The following is a 21,630-nucleotide window of genomic DNA, read 5'->3' on the forward strand; positions in this document are numbered from 1 at the left end:
CGGGTAGTCCGCCGTGTCAGGCGCAAAGACGAGGCCGGGAATTTAGGTGGAACCTACTCGTGTGCCTCCGGCATGCGCCTCATAGGTTTGCGATAGCAATCAACCAGTAACCGCTTGGCTACGAATTGGGTCTCAAAATGCGCTCTCATCTGCCTTCCGCCCTGCCGTCCGCCCTTCACGGCTTTGCATCCCGCGCCGGAGTCCGGCTGTGACTGCCGTCCGCGAATCGGATGCCGTCCGTGCCCTGACCAGGTCTGGCCTCGAAATCCCGCGGGTTGTCACCCCTCAACGGTTGCATTACCGGGCCCGGGCCATGGGGGAAGGCACTCGCTGGAGCAACAAGTACCGCCGGATCCTGGTCGCCAGCGATGTCTGCGTCATCCTCGCCGTCGCCCTCATCGCCCAGGTGGCCCGGTTCGGGCTCGACGAGGCTCGGGTCGCAGTCGGATGGCTCGACGTCGGCTACCTGCAAATCTCGGTCCTTATTGCGGCGGCCTGGATGTTTGCCTTGGGTGCGTACCGAACCCGTGACCCCCGAATCGTGGGGATCGGTGTTGACGAGTACAAGCGCGTGGTCAGTGCTACGGTAGCTCTCTTGGGCGTCCTCGCCATCCTTTGCCTCCTGTTCCAGGTCGACATCGCACGCAGCTACTTTGCGTTGGCCTTCCCTCTCGGCGTGGCTGGTCTCATAGGCTCCCGGTGGGTGCTCCGCCGCTGGCTTACCCGACAGCGCACCAAGGGGCATTTCCTTTCGCAGGTCCTGGTGCTCGGGAAGCCCAAAGACGTGAGCTATGTCGTCAACCAGATTGAAAAGAAATCCGGAGCCGCCTATCACGTTGTGGGAGTATGCCTGACGGGAAATTCCGGGATGAAATGGCTGAGCTTCGGCCGGCGGGCGGTTCCGGTCGTGCCCGAGGCCAGCTCCATCGTCGAGGCCGTCCGTGAATTCGGAGCCGATGCGGTGATCGTGGCCGGCCCGGGCAAGGGCGGCGGTAAGTACATCCAAGAACTTGGCTGGCAGCTGGAGGAATCGGCCACTGAACTGATCCTCACCACCGGACTGACGAACGTGGCGGGCCCACGGATCCATGCCCGCCCGGTCGAGGGCTTGCCGCTCATGCACGTCGAACTTCCGCAGTACACGGGGGCTCGGCACACTCTCAAACGCCTCTTCGACATCGTTGCTTCTGCCTCGGCCCTGCTTTTCCTGCTTCCGGTCTTCCTGCTGCTCGCCATCCTGATCAAGCGCGATAGCCACGGCAAGGTGTTGTTCCGCCAGGAGCGGGTGGGCAAGGACGGCAAGAAGTTCCTGATGATCAAGTTCCGCTCCATGGTGGAATCCGCCGAGGACGACCTGTCCGGGCTGTTGGATCAGAACGAGGGCGCCGGAATGCTCTTCAAGATGCAGCACGACCCCCGGGTCACTGAGGTCGGCCGCTGGATGCGCAAGTACTCCCTAGACGAGCTCCCGCAATTTTGGAACATCCTCAGGGGCGACATGAGCCTGGTCGGTCCCCGACCACCGCTTCAGCGCGAGGTCGACGGCTATAAGAACCGGGTGCACCGCCGCCTCTACATCAAGCCTGGACTCACGGGCATGTGGCAGACGAACGGCCGATCGGAATTGAACTGGCGGGACAGCGTCCGCCTTGACCTGTACTACGTGGAGAACTGGTCACTCGCCGGCGATCTGATCATCATCTGGCGCACCGCACTACAGATGATCAAACCCGTCGGCGCCTATTGAACGCCAGCACTGGCACAAACTCCCCTTAGACAGCCACTGGAAGTAAGGACATCCACATGAAGCCTCGCATTGGCTACGCAGCCGGAGCTTTCGACCTATTCCACGTCGGACATCTCAACCTTCTCGCCCAGGCCCGCCAGCGCTGCGACTACCTCATCGCGGGAGTGGTTTCCGATGAGCTGCTCCGGGCAACCAAAGGCCGGGCTCCCGTTGTTCCGCTGGCCGAACGACTCGAAATCGTCAGGAACATCCGGTACGTGGACGAAGCGGTGGCCGAAGTTCATCCGAGCCGCCTCGACACCTGGCGGGACAACCACTTCGACGTCTTCTTCAAGGGGGACGACTGGCGAGGTACGGAGAAGGGGATCGCGCTCGAACAGCAGCTGTCGAGCGTGGGCGTGGAAGTCGTCTACTTCCCGTACACGATGCACACCTCCAGCACGGTTTTGCGCCGTGCGCTGGGGCAGATTCTGGAGTTTGAACAAGGCAGCGCATCAGCGAATTTTGCCTAGCTGCTCACTTAGAAATTTTCCGAGGGGGGAAATTCAAATGGTCTCAACTGCACGTTCCGGGTTTGGTGGCGGCTTCGGTCTCCCATCACCCGACCCCAGGGTGGACATCCTGGGCATCCGGATAAGCGCGGTCAATATGTCGCAGGCCCTTGACCGCCTGGTCCGCCACATCAGCGGCGGCCACCGGGGTTACGTCTGCGTCACGGACGTCAACGCGTTGCTCCATGCCCGCCGCGACCCGGCACTCCGCAGGATCTTCAACACGTCGACCATGACCGTTCCGGACGGTGTGCCCCTGGTGTGGGCCGGTAAAAGTGCAGGTGCAGACTGGATGGGCCGGGTGTGCGGGCCTGATCTGATGCCGGCGCTCCTCAACGCGGCGGCCGAGCACGGATGGTCATCGTACTTCCTGGGCGGCGCGCCGCACGTCGCCGAGGAGATGATCGAGAACTTCCGACGCACCATCCCCGGCCTTGAAGTTGCCGGATGCCAATCGCCGCCCTTCCGTGAGCTTACTGCGGAGGAGGAAACGGCGCTGGTCCAGGAGATAAACGACTCGGGCGCCCAGATCGTATGGGTGGGTCTGGGCGCACCCAAGCAGGAAACCTGGATGGACTACTACCGTGGCCGGCTCACCGCGTCGCTGTTGGTCGGCGTCGGCGGGGCCTTCGACATGCACGCGGGGCGGGTCAGCCGGGCTCCTCGCTGGATGCAGCGCAATGGCCTCGAATGGGCTTACCGGTTCTCCCAGGAGCCCCGCCGGTTGTGGAAGCGATACACCCGGAACATCCCCGTCTTCGCGCTGGCGCTGTGCCGCCGCGCTCCCAAGCTCGTGGAATCTGCATGAAAGTCATGACCGGAGCCCACGCTGCGGCCGGCGCGGCGGGTGGGCGTCGCGCCGGATCGTGGCACGCCGGAGCGGTGAAACGGGTTGGCTGGGGGCTTGGAGACCAGGCGCTGAGCAGCTTGACCAACTTCGCCGTTGGAATCCTCGTGGCCAGATCCGTCAGCGTTCCGGATTTCGGCGCCTATGCACTGGCTTTCGCGGCTTACTGCTTCATCCTGGGGATCTCCCGGGCCCTCGCAACGGAACCCTTCGCCGTCAGGTTCGTCATTTCCGAGCCGGAGCAGCTTCACCGGGCCCGGGTCGGCGTCGCCGGTGTAGCGCTCCTTACCGGTGTTGCCTTCCTGGCTCTGGCTGCGGCGCTCAGTCAGATGCTGCCAGCGGAGTATCGATTCCTCGTCCTTTGCTTGGGGGTCGTGCTCCCAGGGTTGCTGGTCCAAGACAGCATGCGCCAGATTCTCTTCGCTGCCGGGCAGGGAAGGTCAGCCTTTAACAACGATTTGCTCTGGGCAGTGCTGATGGTGCCGGCCTTTGGCATCGTCTTTCTGTCCGGAAGCGTCAACGCGGCGACCTTGATCCTGGCTTGGGGCGCCGCGGCGAATGTGGCCGCGATTGCGGGATGTTACCGGTGCCGCGTCGTGCCGGGTGTCCGAACGGCCGGGTCCTGGCTCCGCTCCCAGCGCGGCCTGTGGCCCCGCTACCTCCTCGAGGGGGCAGCCATCAATGGTTCCCAGCAGATCATGTTCATGGCAATTGGCGTCTTTGCCGGCCTCGCGGCCGTAGGCGAAATGAAGCTGGTCCTGGTGCTGCTGGGACCCGTCAATGTCCTGGTCCAGGGAATCGGGGTGGTGGCGGTGCCGGAGGCTGCGAGGGCGATCGCTGGTGGACACTCCCGCTTGATGCGAGTCACTGCCGGATTTTCCCTGGCCGTGGCAGCCGGTGCGCTGTTGTGGGGACTCACCGTCACGCTGCTGCCTGGTTCCTGGGGGACAGCACTGGTGGGTCAGGGCTGGCAAGCGGCGTCGGCGCTTGTCGTTCCCATGTTCGTGGTGCAGGTATTCAACGGGGCAAACACCGGCCCCGTAGTTGGCCTCCGCAGCGCGGGGGCCGCAAGGCGAAGCATGTGGACCCGGATGGCGACGTCGTCTCTGGTTGTCATTTTATCGGTCGCGGGGGCAGCCACCGCCGGAGTGCAGGGAGCAGCGTGGGGGCTTGTCCTGGCCGCCGCCCTCAACGCAATCCTCTGGTACCTGCAGTTCAGGAATGTCATCAAGCAGTATCCATTCAAGGCTGACAAGTCTGATTTCGTCCGCCACCCGGTGGAACGGTCTCAACCCGGAGAGGTGGGTGTCCCTGATGAATGAATCGTGGTCTGTTTGGCATGGAACCAAACAAGTGATCAGGATGCACTGGCCCATAATCGTTGCACTCATGCTTGCAGGTGGGCTTGTCGGTGCAGGATTGGCGCTGCGCAACCCAGTCACCTACACCGCCCGGGCCGAGCTCGTCACCGGGAACTACTCGCTTCCGGTGGAGGTTGCCTCTCAACCGGCAATCGCCAAGGCGGGCGCCCTTGGCCTCGAGCTCCCCGCCGAAACCCAGGCGCGCATCATCGCGAGCCCGACCGTCGTGGACGTGGCAGCCCAAGCCCTGCGCCTTGATGACAGGGGAGCGTCGGCTCTCCGGGGCAGTGTCAAAGCAACGGCGACGACGGACAATTCCTTCGCCATCTCAGCCGCCGGTCCAACCCCGGAGGAAGCGTCGGCGAACGTGAATGCAGTCGCCGCCGCTTTCCTGCAGTACCGGGCCGACATTGGCCGTGCTGACATGAACGTCCTGGCGGAGCGGGCACACGCAGCTGCCAAAGACAGCCTTGCGTCGGCGGCCTCGCTCGCCGGTCCGCTCGCCAGCGCCCAGGCATCCAATCCCGGATATGCGGCGAGCATTGTGGCCAAGCGGGAAGAACTGGAACACGCAGCGAGCAGCGCAGAGTCCACCGCGGCGGCGCTGGACAATGCTGTGAAGAACTTCAACGGCGGCGGTTCCGTGGTGCGGCCCGCGACTTCGGCTGAGGTCGATGAATCGCCGTCGATGCTCATGTTTATCCTGCTCGGCCTTGCGGTCGGCCTGATGGGCGGCTTGGCCTTTGCCGTTATCCGTCGACAGGTCAGCGATCGGATCATGGACCGGCGCGACATCATGCGGGCCAGCGGGCTTACCGAGATTTTCGAACTGGGCGGACAGCGGGACGGCCACGACTCCGTTCAGATGCTCCTCCGCTCCGTGGAGCAATCGAGCGTCAAACTCGGAATTTCCTCCGCGCAGATAGCAGTCAGGCCGCTCACCCCTGACAAGCACGGCGCTGCCGGCCTGCTGGGGCTGGCCGCCGGCGGGCATGCGAGTCTGGGGTCCGTGGCCGTCGTTGCGCTCCGCAGGGAGACCGGGGCCGATATCGCGCACCAGCTCGCCACGGGCCGTGGATCCAATCCGCTGAGCGCTTTGACCGGTCACGAGCTCGCCACTGTCAACAGTGAGATCGGCTGTGAAGCTTCAGCCGTCTTCGGCACCACGCCGACTCCGACCGGAACTTACGATATTTTGCTGCTGGCAACCGGACCTCATTTCGGCACCGGCGGCAACCAGGACAGCCTGCCCGCTGGCTTCTCCGGCCCCACAGTACTGGTGGTGCATGCACGGAAGGACCGGGTCCAGGATCTCGAACAGGCCGTTAGCGAGCTAAACGCGGCCAACTTCCCGGTGGTCGCGGTCCTGATGGTGGACCAGGCGAAAGACAAGGCAAGCAAGAGGGGGACCGGGCGGACAGAACGCCCAAAACCGCACAGGTTCAGCGCTGAGGGTACGAGCACCCGCCCCGCATCGCACTCCGAGATGCCGAATGTTGAGGCGGGGCGCACGACGGCGGGGACCAAGTCATGACCATGCTCCGGACCTTGCCGGGAGCCGGGGGGAGCCTCCTCACTGGACAGCCCCGGGACGGTCGGCCACCCCAGGCTGGGTCCGGATTCAGTCGGCTCACTGACCGGACAGCCTTCGTCGTGGTCCTCCTGGTCTGGGGTCTGTTGCTTCTCACCGTGCAGCCATGGTCGAAAGCGGACCCCGGTGCCGGAGCCGACAGCAGCAGCACCCTCAAAGGCGCCCTGCTGATGCTTTGCATTGTGGCGCTCTTGATGGTGCTGCCGCCCCGGGCAGGGCTACGCATTCCACCGCCCCTGGCCCTGTACCTGCTCTACGGAACGTATGTGGTGATTTCGTCCGCCGTGCAGCCCGACGCGCTGCAATCCATGTTCCGAGGCGCCCGGCTTGTCACGGGCCTGTTCGTACCCGTCTTGCTCTGGTCCGTCGTGCGCGGGCGCTTCCGGCTGATGGTCTACGGGACCGGGGCAGCCTATGCGGGCTTGGCATTGACGGTGTTGGCCGGTGTAGTCCTGGCGCCGGGGCTGGCCTGGCAGGAGGGCCGACCCTTCCAGTCAGCCCGCCTGATTGGGGCTTTCCTGCCCATGATGGCCCCGCGTGTCGGGGAAATAGGCGCTGTCCTTGCGGGTTTGACGGTGCTTCTGTGGGCGCAGCGGAAAATTGGCCTGCTGGTCCTGGTCCCGGCCGTCGCCGTGGGCACCGCCCTCATCGTTTTCAGCCATACGCGGACAGCGGCACTGGCCCTGTTGCTGGGGCTGTTGGTGGCGTTCGGCGTAACCCTGGCTTCGCCGGGCGGCCGACGCGGGATGGGACTGGTTGGCGGGTCACTCTGCCTGGCACTCCCGTTCCTGCCCGGAATCATCGAATGGGCCCTCCGGGACCAGGACAGCCAGCAAATCCAGAAGTTGAGCGGTCGCACAACGGTGTGGGAATTCATTCTCAGCCAGCCCTACGATCCACAGGTGTTCTGGCTCGGTCACGGTATCGGGAACAAGAAGATTCTTCTTCGCCGTGGAGAAGGCGACATCAACGTCATGGCGATCGACAACAGCTGGCTGGACAGCTTCTGGGAGGCCGGCGCTTTGGGGACCGCCCTCGTCGCCATTGCCGTACTGGCTGCATTGGTCTACGCCCTCAAAACACCCGGATACGCCGCCAGGACGTTCGCCGGATTCCTGATGACCTATGTCTTGGTCGCATCTGTCAACGAGAGCGGTCTTTGTGACTTCTCTTCGATGACGCTCCTGGTTCTCGTTTCAGTCCTGATAAGTGCAGTGGACAGGGCTGACAAACGGGATCGTGCCGCCGAAAATCCGGTCCGGCATGGTCACCCCCACCATCGGTTGCGCCGGTCTTCCACGCAGCCAGGGACAATCTAAGAGAGGTACGAGATGTACACGAGAGGCATATTGCGCCCTGCCGGAGTGGTGGCGGCTCTGCTGCTGCTGCTTGGAGGACTTGTTTCCCCTGCCTTCGCACGGGAGACGGCGCTGTCAGCTACCAGCTCATCTATATGGCAGACCAATAACTCGGTCCGGGCCCTGGCCTACGCCAAGGGCAAACTCTTTATCGGCGGCGAGTTCACTTCGGTGCGGCCGCCCGGGGCAGCCGCGGGAACCCAGGAGAGCTCCCGGACCTACCTCGCCGTCGTGGACGCCGCCAGCGGGAGCCTGCTTTCCTTCGCGCCCCAACCCAACGGCAGGGTCTGGTCGCTGGCCGCGTCGGAGGACCAAAGCAGGGTTTACGTCGGCGGCGACTTTACCCAAATCGCGGGGCAGTCCCGCCAACGGTTGGCGGCCTTTGACACCACCAGCATGGCCCTGGTTTCCACCTTCAGGCCCAATGTGAGCTTCCGCGTGGCCACCATCGCTGCCCAGGCAAATAATGTCTACTTCGGCGGATCGTTCGGAGTCGTGTCAGGCGTCGCCCGGAACCGGCTGGCTGCAGTGCAGGCCAGCGACGGAGCGCTTCTGCCCTGGAACCCGGACGCCAACGCCGACGTGAAAGTGGTGCGTCCCGCGCCCGACGGGAGCAAAGTCTACGTCGGCGGCGCCTTTGAAACTATCGGCGGCATCAGCTCCTGGGCGGTCGGCCTCGTCGACAGCGCGCAGGGCGCCTTGCTGCCCTTCCCCGCAGCGACGGCGGTTCCGCCCAAGACCACCGCCTGCCAATCAACAGTGCGTGACATCATCACCGATCAGAACACCGTCTACTTCGCCAACTCTGGCAACGGCGGAGGGTGCTTTGACGGCACCTTCGCCGCGGACCTGACCAGCGGCGCCTTGAAGTGGAAGAACAGCTGCCTCGGCGCCACCGAAGCCATCGCCCTCGTTGGCGGATGGCTCTACAAGGGCTCCCACGCCCACGACTGCAGCAGTGACGGAGCCTTCCCCCAGGGACCAAACCGCATGCTGCTGGTTCAGCGCCCCGATGACGGAAAACTTGCCGGCTGGTACCCCCAGACAAACGCGGCCGGCACCACCAAGGTCGGTCCGCTGGCCATGGCTACCGATGGCAAGCAGCTTTGGGTGGGCGGCGACTTCACTCTCGTCAACGGAGCCGGCCAGCAGGGTGTAACACGGTTCCAGGCGGATCCCGAGACAGCGCCGACCAAGCCTTTGACTCCGACTGCCTCAAGCACGCGCCCAAACCAGGTCAAGGTCACCTTCAAGGCCACGACGGATAAGGACGACGAAAACCTGACCTACAAGTTGTACCGTGCAGGCACTACCGCCCCGATCTTCACCCAGGTGATCCGCTCCCGCTTCTGGGACATCCCGACCCTGACGTTCATCGACAAGAACCTTACCGCCGGAACGCAGGCAGCGTACCGGGTTGAGGCATCTGACGGCACAGTAGCGGTGCTGTCCTCGTGGACCCCGTATGTCACTGTTGCCTCGCAGTCCGCGAGCTATCAGGACACGGTGAAGGGCGACGGAGCCAGTAGCCTCTGGCGATTTGAGGAGGCCAACGGTACGGCGGCGGCGGACTACTCCGGTAGCAACGCCGGTACCTACCAGGCCATGAACCTGGGCGGGGCCGGAATCCTGGCCGGCACCACGTCTGCTGAGCTGACGAACAGCAACAGCAACATGGCGAGCAGCCTGTCCCAGACCGGTCCGCAGACCTTTACCGTGGAATCCTGGATCAAGACCACCACAACTTCCGGCGGCCGGATTGTCGGCTTCGGTAACAGCCAGTCGGCCCAGAGCGGCAATTACGACCGCCACATCTTCATGCAGAACAACGGCAAGGTGGTCTTCGGCGTGTGGACCGGCTCCGCCACCACGGTCACCAGCGGGGCCGCACTCAATGACGGGAAATGGCATCACCTCGTCGCCACCATGATCCCGGGCCGCTCTGAACTGTTCGTGGACGGCGTCAGCCAAGGCACCAACACTCCGACAGTTGCTCAGGGATACGACGGGTACTGGCGGGTTGGCGCGGACAACCTCAACGGCTGGCCGAATCAGCCAGCATCGCGTGCCATGGTGGGCAGCGTCGACGAAGTTGCGATCTACCCGGTCCAGCTGACCGCGTCCGACGTCCAGTGGCACTACAACCTCGGCAGCGGCAACAAAGCCCCGGTTGCGTCCTTTACCTCCGCCTGCACTGCGCTCAGCTGTGATCTGGACGGCTCGGCGTCGGCAGATTCAGACGGAACCATCTCGGAACTGGCATGGGATTTCGGCGACGGACAGACCGACGTCGGCGCCACGCCGTCCCATACGTACGCAACGGCCGGAACTTTTCAGGTTCGGCTGACCGTGACTGACAACCTCGGGTCGAGCACCACGGTCACTCAACCGGTCTCCGTCACCGCTCCCAACCAAGCGCCCGTGGCCGCCATGACCGCCACGTGCAATGCACTCAGCTGCTCCTTCGACGCCTCAGCGTCGTCCGACCCGGATGGCACTGTAAGCTCCTGGCTGTGGGACTTCGGCGACGGGCAGACGGGCACGGGCAAGACGGTGACCCATGCGTACGCCACGGCTGGAAACTATTCCGTGAAGCTCACTGTGACTGATGACAAGGGCGCCACGGCGGAGGCCACCCAGGACGCCACACCCCAGCTCGCTCCGGCTGGCTCGGCACTCGCCACAGATACCTTTGCCAGGGTCGTCGCACAGGGGCTCGGCACCGCTGATCTTGGGGGAGCATGGACAGTGAGCGGTGCGGCCAGCCGGTATTCCGTTACCGGCGGCGTGGGCAACTGGATCATGCAGGGGCCGGGGAACGCACCGGGCGCCTACCTGAAAAATATCMTCGCGGCCGACACAGACCTCTCGTTCAAGGTCTCACTCGATAAGCCGGCCACCGGCGGTGGCGTTTACATGGCCGCTGTGGGACGTTCGGTTGCCAACCAGGGTGAGTACCGGGCCAAGGTCCGATTCACCTCGGCCGGCAGGATGTCCCTCGCCATCGTCAGGACCACTGCCGCTGGCGTTGAGACCTACCTGGCGCCGGAAACCGTGATCGCAGGCCTGACAGGCACCAACAGCCAGCAGCTCGGGGTCCGCATCCAGGTCACAGGCCAGGGAACCACCGCAATCAAGGCCAAACTGTGGGCAGCCAGCGGCGCGGAACCGGTTGCGTGGCAGCTGGAAGCCACTGATACCACGGCCGAACTTCAGGCGCCCGGCTACACCGGCGTCCTGTTGCAGCTGTCGGGCTCAGCAACCAACGCTCCCGTCACGGCCCGGTTGTCAGAATTGTCTCTGACCACTCCCCGTTGAGATAGGAACTAACCGTGCATCAGTTCATAGACGCCAGCGGCGCTGGCGGAGATGTCCCCGGCCGGCGCCGCGTACTCATCAGTGCGTACGCGTGCGGCCCGGGGATGGGCTCGGAGCCCGGTGCAGGCTGGGCATTTGCCTTGGCGGCCACCCAGCACAGCGAGGTTTGGGTGATCACCAGGCGCCGTTTTGAACCGCTGATCAGGGACGCCATCGCTGCGGACCCCGGGCTGGAACCGAGGCTCCACCCGGTGTACCTGGATCTGCCGGACTGGTCCCTGCGTCTCAAGAAGCACCACCGGGACGTCTATTGGTACTACCCCCTGTGGCAACGGCTGGCAGGGCAGAAAGCACTCGAACTGCATCAGGAGGCACGGTTCGATGTGGCCCACCACGTGACCTTCGCTTCGGACTGGATGCCCTGTGGTCTGATGGCACTTCCGTCGACCGTGCCGCTGGTGTGGGGCCCGGTCGGGGGTGCCTCCTACGTCCCAGCCAGGCTCCTGCGCTGGCTGGGACTCAGGGGAGCGCTGGGCGAGCTCGGCCGGCGCGTGGCAACTGCGGCGAGTCGGCGGATTTTCGCGGAAAGGATGGCCCGCCGCGCCCAGGTTGTCGTGGGCCTGAATGAGGACGTCCGGCGGCGTTTCGCCGGCGCGGCCTCCGTCGCGGTCGAACCAAACGCAACGGTGGAACCTGCAGGGGCGGCCGTCGTCCGCAGCGTCGCCCCCGCCCACGTCCCCACGGCGATATTCGTCGGCCGCCTGGTGTCTTGGAAGGGAACCAGGCTCGCCGTGCATGCGCTAAGCCATCCGTCGGCGGCGAACTGGAGGCTGGAATTCATTGGCAGCGGCCCTGACCAGCGCTGGATTGAAGCGGAAGCTGCCCGGCGCGGCCTGGCCGACCGGGTGACCTGCCGGGGCCAGCTCCCGAGACAAGCTGTCCTGGCAGCGCTGGCCGATGCCGACGCCATGCTTTTCCCCGCCCTGCATGATTCCGCGCCTTGGGCTGTGGCGGAGGCCTGCGCGGCGGGCTTGCCCGTGATCTGCCTCGATTTGGCTGGCCCGCCTGTCCTTGTCCGCAAGACGGCGGAAGGGATCAGCCACATCGTCGATGTCGGACCGGGGTTGCCTGCCCGATTGGCCGCTGCACTCAGCGCCGTCGAGGCGTCACCGCGGCCGGCTCCGTCGAATCGCTGGTCGTCCTCCCGACTACCTCTTCTTCTTGATGACTGGTACGGGCATGCCCAACAGCTCCCGGCAAACGGGGCCGCCTCAGGCTTCGGAACGAGCGACGCTGAGGGGGTGACGGGTCTTGCCTCGACACTTCCCTGAAGAAGCTCCTGCGCAAGGGTGGCTCTCCCGGCGGCAGCTCCTGACCGCTGCAGGAACGGCAGCCCTACTGACCGCTTGCGGGACTGGGCCATCCAACAGCCGGCGCCCCACGGCCGGAGCGTCCGAAGCGGCACAAAAAATGCACACTCTGACGGACCTGATGTCCACCAAGCCGTTTTACATCGCCCATCGCGGCTCGGGCGACAACTGGACCGAACACACTGCCGGGGCCTATGCCCACGCTCTTCAGGGCGGTGCGATGGCCATTGAGGTCTCCGTCAGCGCCACCAGCGACGGCGTGCTGGTCTGCCACCACGACAGCAATACCGAACGGATGACGGGCCGCAACCTGCAGATCGGAGAGGTGACCTATGAGAGGTTGGAAGTACTCCGGAACGACTCACGCGCATGGATCGGTCCGCAGACGCCCCTTGAGCCCATTCCCCGGCTCAAAGACGTGCTGGATGCACACGCGGCCACCAGCGTGATCTTTATCGAAGACAAACAGGGGGGAAATACGCAAGCCCTGCTTGACCTGATGGATAGTTATCCGGATTCCAAAGAGCACTTCGTATGGAAGCAAACGGCAGGCGGGAAACATTACGCAGAGGCGAAGGCCCGCGGGTACAAGACGTGGGGGTACTTCGTCGACAACGCCGAGAACCGGTTCGCAAACTTCGCGGGCCGCTTTGACTACCTGGGCATTTACCACGGTGCCACGGATGACGAAATCAAGGCTCTAGTGGCCTACGGCAAGCCCGTCATCTGCTGGGAAATACACACCCGCTGGATGCGCGACAGGGTGACCGCGCTGGGCGTGTCCGGGCTGATGTCATCGAATTTTCCGTATGTTTCGGGCAGCGCCGCGATCAGTGCACGGGACGACTTCGCGTCCGGAGTACGTGCGGCGGGGGACTTGCCCTGGATCCTGGTGCCCACATACCAGCCCACTCTGCAGCCCGAGTTTTCCTCCGTCAGCCTCAACAACGAGGCAAGTTCAACGTACACCTTGGGTTCCATGGGCCCCGTCACAAGAGATACCTACTCACTGGCTTTCGACATGCGCTGGCCCATGGCGGTTCCGGACAAGAGCGGCACCGCGGGCATCGCATTCGGCCAAGCCAATGATCAGCCGTACCGTCCAACGGCGAGAGCGACTGTGGGCGGCTATCACCTGACCCTGGACACAGCAGGCAGCATGCGGCTCTATTCCCGCGACGCCGGAGCGGTGGAGGGGGAATTGCTGGGTGAGGCACAGTCAGACGCACCGATGGTAGGCGCCTGGATGCGCTTCCGCGTGGACGTCACCCCGAGCACAATTACGTTCATCCGGCTGGACGGGGCCGTAGCCAGCGCGATCGCCAACAATTCGTCGCACCGGGGAGGCTACTTCGCGCTGAACAAAAACTATCAAGGCAAGCAGCCGGTGGAGTTCCGCCAGATCGAGGTCAGCTGAATTGGAAGATCGCCTCTCGACGTCCTAGGGCCGGGGAGTTCCCTTGCGCGCGATGACATCAGCGTAAATGGCTTCGAGTGCGCTCAGGTTGCTTTCCGGCGTGAAGAGGCTGAGATAGTCCTGACGGGCAGCCGCGCCGGTGAGCAGCGACACGGCGGGGTCGTTGATCTTGAGCAGAGCCGCCCGAAGGGAATCCGCATTTCCCGGCTCGAACGTGAAGCCGTTCTCGCCGTCGCGCACCAACTCTGGGAACACTCCCTGGCCCGGCACAACCGCTGGGACGCCATGCGCGAATGCCTCCACGACGCTCAAACCGAAAGTCTCGAAGGCCCGGGACGGGTTGGCAAGGTAGCGGGCGTTGAGCAGCAGGTCCAGCGCGTCAGCGCGGTCCAGCGAACCCAGGAAACGGATGGACGATCCGTGCTCGGCCGCCTCCTCTTCCAGCTCCGGGCGCAGGGGTCCGTCGCCGGCAATCATGAGGGTGCCCAACGAGGAATCCCACGCCTTGATCAGCGTTGAGACGCCCTTCTCCACGGAGAGGCGTCCAAGGTAGAGGCCGTAGGACCCTGCACCCACACGGACCTGGGCAGGGGAGGGAATGAAATGCGGTTTTATGGAGATCTGTCCCGCTGGGAGACCGGCCTCCATCATGATTCCGCGGGCAAACTTACTCATCACTATGAATCGGTCTACGCCGCGCTGCCAGGTGCCCAGAGCGCGGTGCGTTCCAATCGACAGGGCGAGCGGAGCGGTCGCCAGGCGGCTGTTCCGATAGCACGCGTGGACCAGTGCCGGCGTCGGTGGACCGTTCAAACACTTGAAGCACGGCTGCCCGTCGCGGAGCAGCGTTCCGGCGGCGCAGACAAGCCGATAATTGTGAAGCGTTGCAACGACCGGGACGGACATTTGCCGGGCCGAGGTCAGAATGGACGGGCTAATGAGCGGAAAGGAATTGTGTAGATGGATGACGTCAAAACGCTGCCGGCTGAGCACGGCGTGCATGGCGGCCTGATCCTGCAGAGACCACGTGACGCGGAGCGGTAATTCTGCTTTCCGGGTGGCCGGCATCGAAGCGATGTCATCACTGCGGCGGGCGTATTCGACCACCTCGTGCCCGGCACTCTCAAGCAGATTGCGCTCCTGCTTTACTACGGTGTCCTCTCCGCTAGGATGATCGGAGCGGTAGCGGTTGTGGACCATTAAGACGCGCAAGTGGTTCCGTTCGCAGTCGGTGATTTGAGACGCATGCTATCGGATTCAGCGGGTTCTTGCTAGAGAGGGACAAGTATGTGAGCCGTGCCGGTTCGGGATACCCGGGGGCCTTGTTGCTGGCCGTTGTTCTCATGCTGAGCGGCTGCAGCGGGGAGGAACCTGCGCGCCCAACGAGCATTGCCCCCACAACGGCGACGGCGGTCGCCACCGCCGCGGGCCCGGTGTCCGAAGAGCCTGGTACTTATGCCGCCGCACCCTGCACAGTCTCCGTGGAACCGGGGGCAGATCTCGCCCAGGTGGCGGATTCCCAGCCCGAGGGTGCCGTGGTTTGCCTGGCGCCAGGGCGCTTCACCGTGGACCGGCCCATCCGGCCAAAGACCTCACAGACTTTCCGTGGCAGCGGGAAGACTGAGCTGGCCGGCGACGTTCCTGTCGAAGGATGGGGAGCCGAGGGGGCAGTTTGGACTGCCCGCGGCCATTTGCCGGCGGACTATGAAAAGTCCGGGCAATGTGAGGATATCCATTCGAACCCCTGCCAGGTCGCAGAAACCCTTTTCCTGGACGGCCGCCCCGTGCGGCGGGTCATGACAAGGAACGCCGTCGGCCCAGCTACTTTTTATGCGGATTACGCGGCCAACGTCCTCTACCTGGGACAGGATCCAACTGGCCGTGCTGCCACTCTGGCACGCACGAGAACCGCGATTACTTCGACCGCGCCAAGGGTCTCGATCGAGCACCTCACCGTTCGTGGATTTGCCAATTTGGCCCAGCGGGGCGCCGTTGTGGTCGGCGGCCAGGACTGGACAATTCGTGATTCCGTCATCACGGCTAATCACGGCGTCGGCCTCATGATGGTGCAGGCAGACAGGGCACGCATCACCGGCAATACCATTGCGCGTAATGGCCAGCTGGGCCTAGGCCAATACCGTTCCCAAGGTGTTCGTATTGAAAACAACCACATCGTCAACAACAATACGGCGGAATTCTGGCGCGCGGACTGGGAATCGGGCGGTATTAAAGTCACCAGATCGTCCTCGACCATTGCCAACAACGATATTAGTAACAACCTTGGCGTGGGCGTCTGGGTGGACGTGGCCGGGGACGGCGTCGGAATCACTGAGAACAAAATTGCCGGCAACGCCGCCGACGGCGTCCGTTACGAAATAAGCCGGAACGGGCGCATATCCGGTAACGCCATCACGGGGAACGGTCTGGCCTTGAAGCGCGGAGCTGGAACGGGCCTGCTCACCGGGGCGGGAATCACCGTGAACACCAGCAGCGATGTCACGATCGAGAAGAACGCTGTCTCTGGGAACCTCAACGGGATAGGTATCCAGGCCCGGCCGCGGGGCGATGGTCCGTGGGGCGAGTACGTGCTTAAAAATGTGGTGGTCGCGGAGAACCACATCGATCTGCGAGGCCCGGCCACCGCGACCACTGGGTACGTCGAGGCCGGTTCGTTAACGCGCCCGCCGGACCTGGGCGGCATCAGGTTTCAAGGCAACCTGTACGTCCTCAAGGACACCGCTGCACCCAAGTTCCGTTTCCGGGACAATGCACTGGATTTCGAAGGCTGGCAGGGTGCCGGCAACGACACCGCAGGAGCGGTCGCTCCGGCCTGATCAGACCTCGACTTTCCACCCCCGGAACAGCCTGCCTACCCGAGCCAGACATTGCTGTCAACGACCAACTCGATGCTGTTCTGCAACAATTCCTTGCTAGAGTGTCCAACCGTAATGCCTCTTGCATTTGCCCGAGACGCGATTTTCGCTGGGGGAGTCGCGGCTAAAGGGCGCACAGACGGGCTCGCCGACAGAAAGAAATTCCACATGAAGTTCCCCCCTGTTAAACCCATGCCCGATGTGAAGCCACTCCGTCCCGGACGCGGCCTCCGGGCCGTTGCCGTGGCCTCGCTTGCAGCCGTGTTCAGCCTCGGATTCATTGCCCCGTCCTCCGCTGCCACTCCCGTTGTGGATGCCACGGTCGCCGCCGGCGCCTCGATCCAGGCCGTGATCAATGCAGCGCCCGAAGGTGCCCGCATCGGGCTGTCGGCCGGTACCTACCGGGTCAGCAGCCCCATTAGTCCCAAACGAGGACAGAAGCTGCTGGCACTTGGTGGCGCAGGCACTGCAGTCATCAAGGGCTCCAACGTTGTCACGGGATGGATCAAAGACGGCTCCAACGCCCGCTGGTACAAGAACGGCCTGCTGCCGGCTGCCTACTCGGACGCCGGGCAGTGCGAAGTCAACAGTGGCTTGGAAGCCAACCCCTGTCAGAAGCGGGAGCAGGTGTACCGGAACGGCGTCGCCATGAACCGTGTGATGCAGCTTGCATCTCTGCGCTCCAATGGCTTTTTCCAGGATTACCAAAACAACCGCACCTGGCTGGGGACTGATCCCGCTAATGCGACTATGGAAATTGCGCGAACACCGCATGCCATCAATTCCTCGGCCCAGGGCGTTACCCTGAGCGGCCTGACGTTCAGCAACTTTGCCACGCCGTCCCAAAAGGGAGCGGTTTTGGTTGGCGGCTCCGACTGGATCGTTGAAGGCTGCCTCTTCAAACGAAACCATGCCATTGGTCTGCAGTTGGCCAAAGCGCACCGGGCTATTGTCCGCAACAACACCATGGTGGAAAACGGCCAGCTTGGAATGGGTCACTACGCCTCCAACAGCACCGTTGTTGAAAACAATGAGATCGCGAACAACAATACCGCAGGTTATTGGGGTGCGGACTGGGAATCCGGAGGATTTAAAGGCACCTATTCCAATGGCGTGACGTTCCGCGGCAATAACGTCCATAACAATCGGGGTACCGGCGCCTGGTTTGACATCAACAACATCAACGTCAACATTCTTGGAAATTCCATCAATAACAATTACGCCGATGGAATCCGGTACGAGATCAGCTACAAGGCGCTTATCAGCGACAACAGGCTGGCCGGGAACGGCTACGGTCTGGCCACCGGCGGCGGACGGGGCAGCGACTACTCGCTGTACGCGGTGGCCGCCATCAACGTCAACTCCTCACCCGATGTTGAGATCCGGCAGAACGTTATCGGGAAAAACCAGAACGGCATCGCCGCGCAGATGCGCAACCGGGGCAGCGGTACCTACGGCGCCTGGGACCTGCACAATCTCTACGTCCACAACAACGATGTAACCCTCGCCACCGGAACCCGGACAGGCGAAGGCGTTCAGGGATTGGGTACGCTGTCTCCCGTTTCGCCGACGACCTACTACGCCTCAAAGAACAACCGCTTCGACTTCAACACCTACCGGATGGACGCCACGGGCGCCAAGCGCTTCTCGTGGAATAAGTCGTACATTTCATTCGAGTCGCTTCGGGCCACCGGCCAGGAGCGCAACGGACGGGTGGTTCCGGCCACCTAGCTGCCGTCCGCTCTGCGGCGGGAGCGCGAACGCTCCCGCCGCGTCGCCGTGACGGACTGCGTCATCCCGCGCATCTTGAATCCTGAAAAATGCTCGCATGTGTGATCTGCCTCATCTATGCTGTCAGCACAGATCGTGTGGAGCCCTTACCGGGGTCCGGACATTTGCCGTTCATCATCGTTCGAGACTTCGGGGGACTGTGTGACTAAACGTGCGCTTATTACCGGTATTACGGGCCAGGACGGTTCGTATCTGGCCGAACTCCTCCTCAAGAAGGGCTACGAGGTCCACGGCCTCATTCGCAGGGCTTCCACCTTCAACACTGTGCGGATAGAGCACCTGTATGTTGATCCGCATGAGCCGGATGCGAAACTCTTCCTCCACTACGGGGATCTCAGTGACGGGGCCCGGCTTGTCACCCTGATCGCGAAAATCAAGCCCGACGAGGTCTACAACCTGGCGGCCCAGTCGCACGTCCGGGTCTCTTTCGACGAACCGGAGCACACAGCTGACACCACAGGCGTGGGCTCTGTGCGCATGCTCGAAGCCGTGCGTCTGGCGGGAATCAAAACCCGGTTTTACCAGGCATCCTCGTCTGAGATGTTCGGCGCTACGCCGCCGCCGCAAAACGAGGAAACGCCGTTCTACCCGCGCTCTCCCTATGGAGCCGCAAAGGTGTACAGCTACTGGGTGACCAAAAACTACCGTGAGGCCTACGGAATGTACGCCGTCAACGGCGTCCTGTTCAACCATGAGTCCCCTCGGCGCGGCGAAACCTTTGTCACGCGCAAGATCACCAGGGCTGTGGCCGCCATCAGCGCCGGGCTTCAGGACACGCTCTATATGGGCAACCTGGATGCGGTCCGTGACTGGGGTTACGCCGCCGAATACGTCGAAGGCATGTGGAGGATGCTGCAGGCCGACGAGCCCGATGATTTTGTGCTCGCTACGGGGGCCGCCTACACGGTCCGGGACTTCCTGGAGATTTCCTTCAGCCACGCCGGACTCAACTGGGAAGACCACGTCGAGTTCGACGAGCGCTACCTGCGTCCCACCGAAGTGGATGCGCTGGTGGGCGACGCGTCCAAGGCAAGAGAAAAGCTTGGATGGAAAGCAACGGTCGAAACCCCTGAGCTGGCCCGCCTGATGGTTGAGGCCGATATGGAAGCTTTGAAGCATCCCGGCGGATGGATCGACACCGTTGACCTCGGCAGTTGGGCGCCCGGGGATGACTGAGGCCGCACGCTTCACGCCCGGCCCGCTTGAGCGGGACGCCCCCTTCTACATCGCTGGACACCGCGGCTTGGCAGGATCGGCGCTGTGGCGCACCCTGGTCAAGGCAGGGTTCACAAATCTGATCGGCCGTGGCTCGCAGGAGCTGGATCTGAAAGACCGCGACGCCACCTTCGCCTTCTTCCGGGAAACGAAGCCGAGGTACGTGGTCCTGGCTGCGGCCAAGGTCGGCGGGATCATGGCCAACAAGACCTATCCCGCGGATTTTCTGAGCGAAAACCTCCAGATCCAGGTCAACGTGCTGGACGCGGCCCAACACGCGGGAGTCGAGCGGCTTCTATTCCTCGGATCGTCCTGCATCTACCCCAAGCTGGCACCCCAGCCCATCAAAGAGGATTACCTCCTCACCGGGCATTTGGAGCCGACCAACGACGCATACGCTATAGCGAAAATCGCAGGCATCCTCCAAGTCCAAGCTATCCGGCGCCAGCACGGGTTAGCCTGGATCTCGGCCATGCCGACGAACCTCTACGGCCCGGGCGATAATTTCTCGCCCCAGGGCTCACACGTGCTACCCGCCCTCATCCGCCGCTACGCGGAAGCCGCGGGTTCGGAGTCCGTGACGAACTGGGGCACCGGAACACCGCGCCGGGAGTTCCTGCACGTCGATGACATGGCCGAGGCTTGCCTGCACCTGATGGAACATTATGACGGCCCGGAACACGTCAACGTTGGCACGGGGACGGATGTGAGCATCGCCGAACTGGCCACACTGGTGGCAGATGCCGTCGGCTTCACGGGAACGACAGTCTGGGATACGGCCAAACCTGACGGGACACCGCAGAAGCTCCTCGACGTCTCCAAACTGGCGGACGCCGGCTGGAGGTACCGTATTCCCCTCGAGAAGGGAATCGGCGGGACCGTGGAGTGGTACCGGCTGCAAGAGTCGGTCCGGCAATAGCGTCAACGGACACCGGACGGACGCAGGGTCCCTCGTCCACCCTCCGCCCGGCGGTTCTGCCAGTGGCCGCGGTTCTTCCCGTCCTCAGAGCTCTGCGGGAGGCGCTGCCTGGGCCCTGTCCGCTGCGCCGTAACTTCGCATTTCGCCGTACCAGCGGGGCAACGCCAGCAGGAGAAAGCACACGTTGATGCCGAAAAAGACCGCATAGACCACTGAAAAAACCGGCGGGATCGCCCACAGGAAAAATGCCAGGCAGAGCACCCCGTATTCAGTGGGCAGGACGGCCAAAGAATAGAGAACGGATGAGCTGCCTTCCCCGGCCAATCGGGTCGAGGTGGACCCGCGGTGCGCCCGCCTCATCTGGTCGGTCAAAATGATCGTGAAAAAAAGCACCACGGCAAGCAGCTGGTAGAGCAACGGTACGGCCAGCCATGGGCCCCGCTCGACGTACCCCTGGTACCAGGCCACAAGCACCGCCAAGTGCAGGGAAGCCATCTTAACCGCGTCGACAACGTGATCCAGCCACTCGCCGGCAAAACTTCCCCCGCCGCGCAGCCTGGCCAGCTGGCCGTCCGCCGAGTCCAAGGCGTAGCCGAGAATAAGCAGCAGGGCCACCAGCACACTGACGACCGGCGTCGCCGGGGCAAACGCGATCAGACCTATCCCTGAGAAACTGCACAGGGCGCTCACCGTTGTCACGCCGTTGGGCGTCATATGCAGCTTGAACGCCAGCGCGGCAAAATGGCGGCCGGCGGGACGGTTCAGGAAACGCGCGTAGGCGGAAGCGCCCTTGGACGTTTTTTGCTTCGACCGCAGGGCCTGAACCAGTTGACGGTGGGAAGTTGAGGGGGCCAGCGGCGGCTGGGTCTGTTCTACCTGCACGGCGAAGTTTCGGTCGCGGCCCAATTCCGAAGCCCGGACACTGCGGTTATCCATTGCATGAAGTCATCGTAGCGGCCTTGACCAGCAGGAACTATGAATATGCCCAGCCGTATTTCTGCATGACGCGGGGCACGATTTCCTCCCCAGCCGGGCGGCGCGCTGGTGCGGAGTGAGCGCGGCATCATGTTTCTTGATGACTTCCGCGCCGTGGCGTTCCTTGGACACCAACTTCTGCTGCGGGAGCAGATAGTTCGTGAACAGCCCGTCAAGCTCCCAGATCTCGTTGAGCTTCTCCAGTTCCGCGGCGGTGTCATAGCGGTAGTAGCCGACCAGTTCCACGTGGGCGCCATCGTTCCTTGTTCCCGGGACGGTGCCCGGCTCTCCGCACCT

16 protein-coding genes are annotated in these 21,630 nt (G+C 63.4%); 13 read left to right on the top strand and 3 right to left on the bottom strand.

Annotation, left to right across the window (positions count from 1 at the left end; genetic code table 11):
• The first annotated feature begins 208 nt into the window (after positions 1-208).
• The 9 genes from AC1DXI_RS01595 (at position 209) to AC1DXI_RS01635 (ending at position 13,560) form a co-directional block, all read left to right on the top strand.
• A complete protein-coding gene (locus AC1DXI_RS01595) occupies positions 209-1,747 on the top strand; it encodes a sugar transferase (protein ID WP_476937164.1) in 1,539 nt (512 codons plus the stop codon).
• Between the two features lie 56 nt (positions 1,748-1,803).
• The gene (locus AC1DXI_RS01600) at positions 1,804-2,259 is read left to right on the top strand and encodes an FAD synthase family protein (RefSeq protein ID WP_476937165.1); all 456 of its coding nucleotides are present in this window, start codon (positions 1,804-1,806) and stop codon (positions 2,257-2,259) included.
• A 37-nt stretch (positions 2,260-2,296) separates the two neighbouring features.
• Entirely contained in the window at positions 2,297-3,106 is an 810-nt protein-coding gene (locus tag AC1DXI_RS01605; protein ID WP_476937166.1) for a WecB/TagA/CpsF family glycosyltransferase, read from the top strand.
• Complete coding sequence (locus AC1DXI_RS01610; RefSeq protein WP_476937167.1) at positions 3,103-4,467, top strand: hypothetical protein; 1,365 nt, start codon at positions 3,103-3,105, stop codon at positions 4,465-4,467. Before AC1DXI_RS01605 ends, AC1DXI_RS01610 begins: the two co-directional genes overlap by 4 nt.
• A 67-nt stretch (positions 4,468-4,534) precedes the next feature.
• Complete coding sequence (locus tag AC1DXI_RS01615; protein ID WP_476937168.1) at positions 4,535-6,040, top strand: hypothetical protein; 1,506 nt, start codon at positions 4,535-4,537, stop codon at positions 6,038-6,040.
• A 119-nt stretch (positions 6,041-6,159) separates the two neighbouring features.
• Positions 6,160-7,416 carry a hypothetical protein gene (locus AC1DXI_RS01620; protein WP_476937169.1) on the top strand — a complete coding sequence of 419 codons (1,257 nt, stop codon included), beginning with the start codon at positions 6,160-6,162 and terminating at the stop codon, positions 7,414-7,416.
• A gap of 30 nt (positions 7,417-7,446) precedes the next feature.
• Positions 7,447-10,773 carry a PKD domain-containing protein gene (locus tag AC1DXI_RS01625; RefSeq protein ID WP_476937170.1) on the top strand — a complete coding sequence of 1,109 codons (3,327 nt, stop codon included), beginning with the start codon at positions 7,447-7,449 and terminating at the stop codon, positions 10,771-10,773.
• 14 nt (positions 10,774-10,787) lie between these two features.
• A complete protein-coding gene (locus AC1DXI_RS01630) occupies positions 10,788-12,104 on the top strand; it encodes a glycosyltransferase (RefSeq protein ID WP_476937171.1) in 1,317 nt (438 codons plus the stop codon).
• A gap of 160 nt (positions 12,105-12,264) precedes the next feature.
• Positions 12,265-13,560, top strand: a complete 1,296-nt coding sequence (locus tag AC1DXI_RS01635) for a glycerophosphodiester phosphodiesterase (RefSeq protein ID WP_476937172.1) — start codon at positions 12,265-12,267, stop codon at positions 13,558-13,560.
• Between the two features lie 24 nt (positions 13,561-13,584).
• On the opposite strand, the gene AC1DXI_RS01640 is transcribed toward AC1DXI_RS01635, so the two are convergent.
• Positions 13,585-14,760: a glycosyltransferase family 4 protein gene (locus AC1DXI_RS01640; RefSeq protein ID WP_476937173.1), complete on the bottom strand. Its 1,176-nt coding sequence runs from the start codon at positions 14,758-14,760 to the stop codon at positions 13,585-13,587.
• 281 nt (positions 14,761-15,041) lie between these two features.
• Between AC1DXI_RS01640 and AC1DXI_RS01645 the strand changes: the two genes are divergently transcribed.
• From AC1DXI_RS01645 to AC1DXI_RS01660, 4 genes are all read left to right on the top strand, one after another.
• On the top strand, positions 15,042-16,394 hold the full coding sequence (locus AC1DXI_RS01645; protein WP_476937174.1) for a right-handed parallel beta-helix repeat-containing protein: 1,353 nt from the start codon (positions 15,042-15,044) through the stop codon (positions 16,392-16,394).
• Positions 16,395-16,601: 207 nt separating this feature from the next.
• Positions 16,602-18,164 carry a right-handed parallel beta-helix repeat-containing protein gene (locus tag AC1DXI_RS01650; protein ID WP_476937175.1) on the top strand — a complete coding sequence of 521 codons (1,563 nt, stop codon included), beginning with the start codon at positions 16,602-16,604 and terminating at the stop codon, positions 18,162-18,164.
• A gap of 201 nt (positions 18,165-18,365) precedes the next feature.
• On the top strand, positions 18,366-19,400 hold the full coding sequence (gene gmd / locus AC1DXI_RS01655; RefSeq protein ID WP_476937176.1) for a GDP-mannose 4,6-dehydratase: 1,035 nt from the start codon (positions 18,366-18,368) through the stop codon (positions 19,398-19,400).
• Positions 19,393-20,358, top strand: a complete 966-nt coding sequence (locus tag AC1DXI_RS01660; RefSeq protein ID WP_476937177.1) for a GDP-L-fucose synthase family protein — start codon at positions 19,393-19,395, stop codon at positions 20,356-20,358. The genes gmd and AC1DXI_RS01660 overlap by 8 nt, the downstream gene beginning before the upstream one ends.
• An 84-nt stretch (positions 20,359-20,442) precedes the next feature.
• Here AC1DXI_RS01660 and AC1DXI_RS01665 read toward each other — a convergent pair whose 3' ends face one another.
• Positions 20,443-21,294, bottom strand: coding sequence for a CDP-alcohol phosphatidyltransferase family protein (locus tag AC1DXI_RS01665; RefSeq protein WP_476937178.1), 852 nt, complete (start codon positions 21,292-21,294; stop codon positions 20,443-20,445).
• Positions 21,295-21,303: 9 nt separating this feature from the next.
• The gene (locus tag AC1DXI_RS01670) at positions 21,304-21,579 is read right to left on the bottom strand and encodes a hypothetical protein (protein ID WP_476937179.1); all 276 of its coding nucleotides are present in this window, start codon (positions 21,577-21,579) and stop codon (positions 21,304-21,306) included.
• Positions 21,580-21,630: the final 51 nt, after the last annotated feature.

It is taken from the genome of Arthrobacter sp. P1_H7 (assembly GCF_056405215.1).

Bases quoted from the DNA above. Each gene is read 5' to 3' on its own strand.
- AC1DXI_RS01600 (WP_476937165.1), top strand. From the start codon at position 1,804: ATGAAGCCTCGCATTGGCTACGCAGCCGGAGCTTTCGACCTATTCCAC.
- AC1DXI_RS01605 (WP_476937166.1), top strand. From the start codon at position 2,297: ATGGTCTCAACTGCACGTTCCGGGTTTGGTGGCGGCTTCGGTCTCCCA.
- AC1DXI_RS01610 (WP_476937167.1), top strand. From the start codon at position 3,103: ATGAAAGTCATGACCGGAGCCCACGCTGCGGCCGGCGCGGCGGGTGGG.
- AC1DXI_RS01615 (WP_476937168.1), top strand. From the start codon at position 4,535: ATGCTTGCAGGTGGGCTTGTCGGTGCAGGATTGGCGCTGCGCAACCCA.
- AC1DXI_RS01635 (WP_476937172.1), top strand. From the start codon at position 12,265: ATGTCCACCAAGCCGTTTTACATCGCCCATCGCGGCTCGGGCGACAAC.
- AC1DXI_RS01640 (WP_476937173.1), bottom strand. From the start codon at position 14,760: ATGGTCCACAACCGCTACCGCTCCGATCATCCTAGCGGAGAGGACACC.
- AC1DXI_RS01650 (WP_476937175.1), top strand. From the start codon at position 16,602: ATGAAGTTCCCCCCTGTTAAACCCATGCCCGATGTGAAGCCACTCCGT.
- AC1DXI_RS01660 (WP_476937177.1), top strand. From the start codon at position 19,393: ATGACTGAGGCCGCACGCTTCACGCCCGGCCCGCTTGAGCGGGACGCC.
- AC1DXI_RS01665 (WP_476937178.1), bottom strand. From the start codon at position 21,294: ATGGATAACCGCAGTGTCCGGGCTTCGGAATTGGGCCGCGACCGAAAC.